Origin of the sequence: Ancylobacter amanitiformis (assembly GCF_030814815.1) — a bacterium.
Classification (GTDB): domain Bacteria; phylum Pseudomonadota; class Alphaproteobacteria; order Rhizobiales; family Xanthobacteraceae; genus Ancylobacter; species Ancylobacter amanitiformis.
The window spans coordinates 2,501-5,919 of the sequence record NZ_JAUSVR010000038.1 but is presented as its reverse complement, the minus strand read 5'-3'; the positions used below and the strand labels follow the sequence as shown (position 1 = coordinate 5,919).

Genomic DNA, 3,419 nt, shown 5'->3' with positions numbered 1-3,419 from the left:
GATCCTTCGGCTGGGGCTTCCGCCCATTTTTGGGTGTGCCGGGATTGTTGAGTTGCGCTGTTGGGGGTGTTGTTACGAACGAAAACCCCGCCTGGGATTATCCATGGCGGGGTTTTGTTTGTTTGTGAAGAAGCGAGCTGTGCTTTGCAGGCCTGGCAGCGACCTACTCTCCCAGGTCTTGAGACATAGTACCATCGGCGCTGAGGAGTTTAACGGCCGAGTTCGGGATGGGATCGGGTTGGGGCTCCTCGCAATGGCCACCAGGCCGGCGAAGCACAGCATTTTGCGAAGCAAGGATCCTGCTGGATCTGAACTGGTCTTCAGGTTTGATCATTTCCTGATGGATGAGCATCGAGGATGAGAACGATCAAGCCAATCGAACGATTAGTACCGGTAAGCTCAATATGTTGCCATACTTACACACCCGGCCTATCAACGTGGTCGTCTTCCACGGTTCTCAAGGGAATACTCGTTTTGAGGTGGGTTTCCCGCTTAGATGCTTTCAGCGGTTATCCCGACCGTACATAGCTACGCTGCACTGCGGCTGGCGCCACAACAGCTCCACCAGAGGTACGTTCATCCCGGTCCTCTCGTACTAGGGACAAATCCTCTCAATATTCCTACACCCACGGCAGATAGGGACCGAACTGTCTCACGACGTTCTGAACCCAGCTCACGTACCACTTTAATCGGCGAACAGCCGAACCCTTGGGACCTGCTCCAGCCCCAGGATGTGATGAGCCGACATCGAGGTGCCAAACGATGCCGTCGATATGGACTCTTGGGCATCATCAGCCTGTTATCCCCGGCGTACCTTTTATTCGTTGAGCGATGGCCCGTCCACGTGGGACCACCGGATCACTATGGCCGACTTTCGTCTCTGCTCGACTTGTCAGTCTCGCAGTCAGGCGGGCTTATGCCATTGCACTCGACGACCGATTTCCGACCGGTCTGAGCCCACCATCGCGCGCCTCCGTTACTCTTTGGGAGGCGACCGCCCCAGTCAAACTGCCCACCATGCAATGTCCCGGACCCGGATGACGGATCGCGGTTAGACATCCATATCTATAAGGGTGGTATTTCAAGGATGACTCCACGAGAGCTGGCGCCCTCGCTTCAAAGTCTACCACCTATCCTACACATACCGACACGAATGCCAGTGCAAAGTTGCAGTAAAGGTGCACGGGGTCTTTCCGTCTGACCGCAGGAACCCCGCATCTTCACGGGGAATTCAATTTCACTGAGTCTATGCTGGAGACAGCGGGGAAGTCATTACGCCATTCGTGCAGGTCGGAACTTACCCGACAAGGAATTTCGCTACCTTAGGACCGTTATAGTTACGGCCGCCGTTTACCGGGGCTTCAATTCAGAGCTTGCACCCCTCCTCTTAACCTTCCGGCACCGGGCAGGCGTCAGACCCTATACGTCATCTTACGATTTCGCAGAGCCCTGTGTTTTTGCTAAACAGTTGCCACCCCCTGGTCTGTGCCCCTCCCACATGGTTGCCCACATGGAAGGCCTCCTTATCCCGAAGTTACGGAGGTAAATTGCCGAGTTCCTTCAGCATAGTTCTCTCAAGCGCCTTGGTATACTCTACCAGTCCACCTGTGTCGGTTTCGGGTACGGTCTATGTTGTGGGAGCTATTTCCTGGAACCCCTTCGAAGCCAGAACAGAACCAATTCGTCTGACAACACACGGGATTCGTCACTACCCACAGGCTCAGGAATATTCACCTGATTCCCATCGACTACGCCTTTCGGCCTCGCCTTAGGGGCCGGCTAACCCTGCGCAGATTAGCTTTACGCAGGAACCCTTGGACTTTCGGCGACAGTGTCTCTCACACTGTTTGTCGTTACTCATGTCAGCATTCGCACTTCCGATACCTCCAGAGGCCCTCACGGGTCCTCCTTCGCAGGCTTACGGAACGCTCCGCTACCGCTTGCCCGAAGGCAAACCCTAAGCTTCGGCGCGTGGCTTGAGCCCCGTTACATTTTCGGCGCAAGAATCCTAGACCAGTGAGCTGTTACGCTTTCTTTAAAGGATGGCTGCTTCTAAGCCAACCTCCTGGTTGTTTTCGGACTCTCACATCCTTTCACACTTAGCCACGACTTGGGGGCCTTAGCTGTAGGTCAGGGTTGTTTCCCTCTCGACGACGGACGTTAGCACCCGCCGTCTGTCTCCCGCGCAGTACTTCCAGGTATTCGGAGTTTGGTTAGGTTTGGTAAGATGGTAAATCCCCCTAGCCCATCCAGTGCTCTACCCCCTGGAGTATTCACGCGAGGCACTACCTAAATAGTTTTCGCGGAGAACCAGCTATTTCCAAGTTTGATTGGCCTTTCACCCCTAGCCACAAGTCATCCGAGACCTTTTCAACGGGCACCGGTTCGGTCCTCCAGTGCGTGTTACCGCACCTTCAACCTGCTCATGGCTAGATCACTTGGCTTCGGGTCTAATCCGACGAACTGAACGCCCTGTTCAGACTCGCTTTCGCTGCGCCTACACCTACCGGCTTAAGCTTGCTCGCCAGACTAAGTCGCTGACCCATTATACAAAAGGTACGCAGTCACCCAGGACGAACCTTGGGCTCCTACTGTTTGTAGGCATCCGGTTTCAGGAACTGTTTCACTCCCCTTGTCGGGGTGCTTTTCACCTTTCCCTCACGGTACTGGTTCGCTATCGGTCGCTAAGGAGTACTTAGGCTTGGAGGGTGGTCCCCCCATGTTCAGACAGGATTTCACGTGTCCCGCCTTACTCGAGGATGAATGATTGCATTACGTGTACGGGACTATCACCCACTAAGGTCCGGCTTTCCTGACCGGTTCCACTTGTCGCTCATTCACCACTGGCCTGATCCGCGTTCGCTCGCCACTACTAACGGAGTCTCTGTTGATGTCCTTTCCTCCGGGTACTTAGATGTTTCAGTTCCCCGGGTTCGCTTCAAACCCCTATGTATTCAGGATTTGATACCTTCATTTGACAACTGGAATTCCAAAGCCTCATCACACCGGATCGCTCCAGTGTGCCAAGACTTCAGAGTCCCAGTCGTCGAAGGTGGGTTTCCCCATTCGGAAATTTACGGATCAAAGCTTGTTCGCAGCTCCCCGTAACTTATCGCAGCGTACCACGTCCTTCATCGCCTCTTAGCGCCAAGGCATCCACCGAATGCCCTTAAGACACTTGATCGTTCTCATCTTCGATGCCCACCCCATTTGGAACAACGCGAACCGTACTCACATCAGGTGTGCAACCTGACATGCGGATCACGGGGGCGAGGCGGTTTTGAGAGACCCGCCTCACGGCATCAAAGCTATTTCTAAAGACCAGCTTGCTTCGCATGTCATTCGATGACGGTGCGGTCACGCTCCCGACGACCGGATCCACGAAACCCAGGGGTTCCATGTTCCGATCCGTCTTGCGA

2 rRNA genes are annotated in these 3,419 nt (G+C 54.5%); both read right to left on the bottom strand.

Features of this window, described 5'->3' with window-relative positions:
• Positions 1-150: 150 nt before the first annotated feature.
• Positions 151-265: ribosomal RNA gene (gene rrf / locus QOZ99_RS22235) — 5S ribosomal RNA — on the bottom strand.
• 98 nt (positions 266-363) lie between these two features.
• Positions 364-3,184: ribosomal RNA gene (locus tag QOZ99_RS22230) — 23S ribosomal RNA — on the bottom strand.
• Positions 3,185-3,419: the final 235 nt, after the last annotated feature.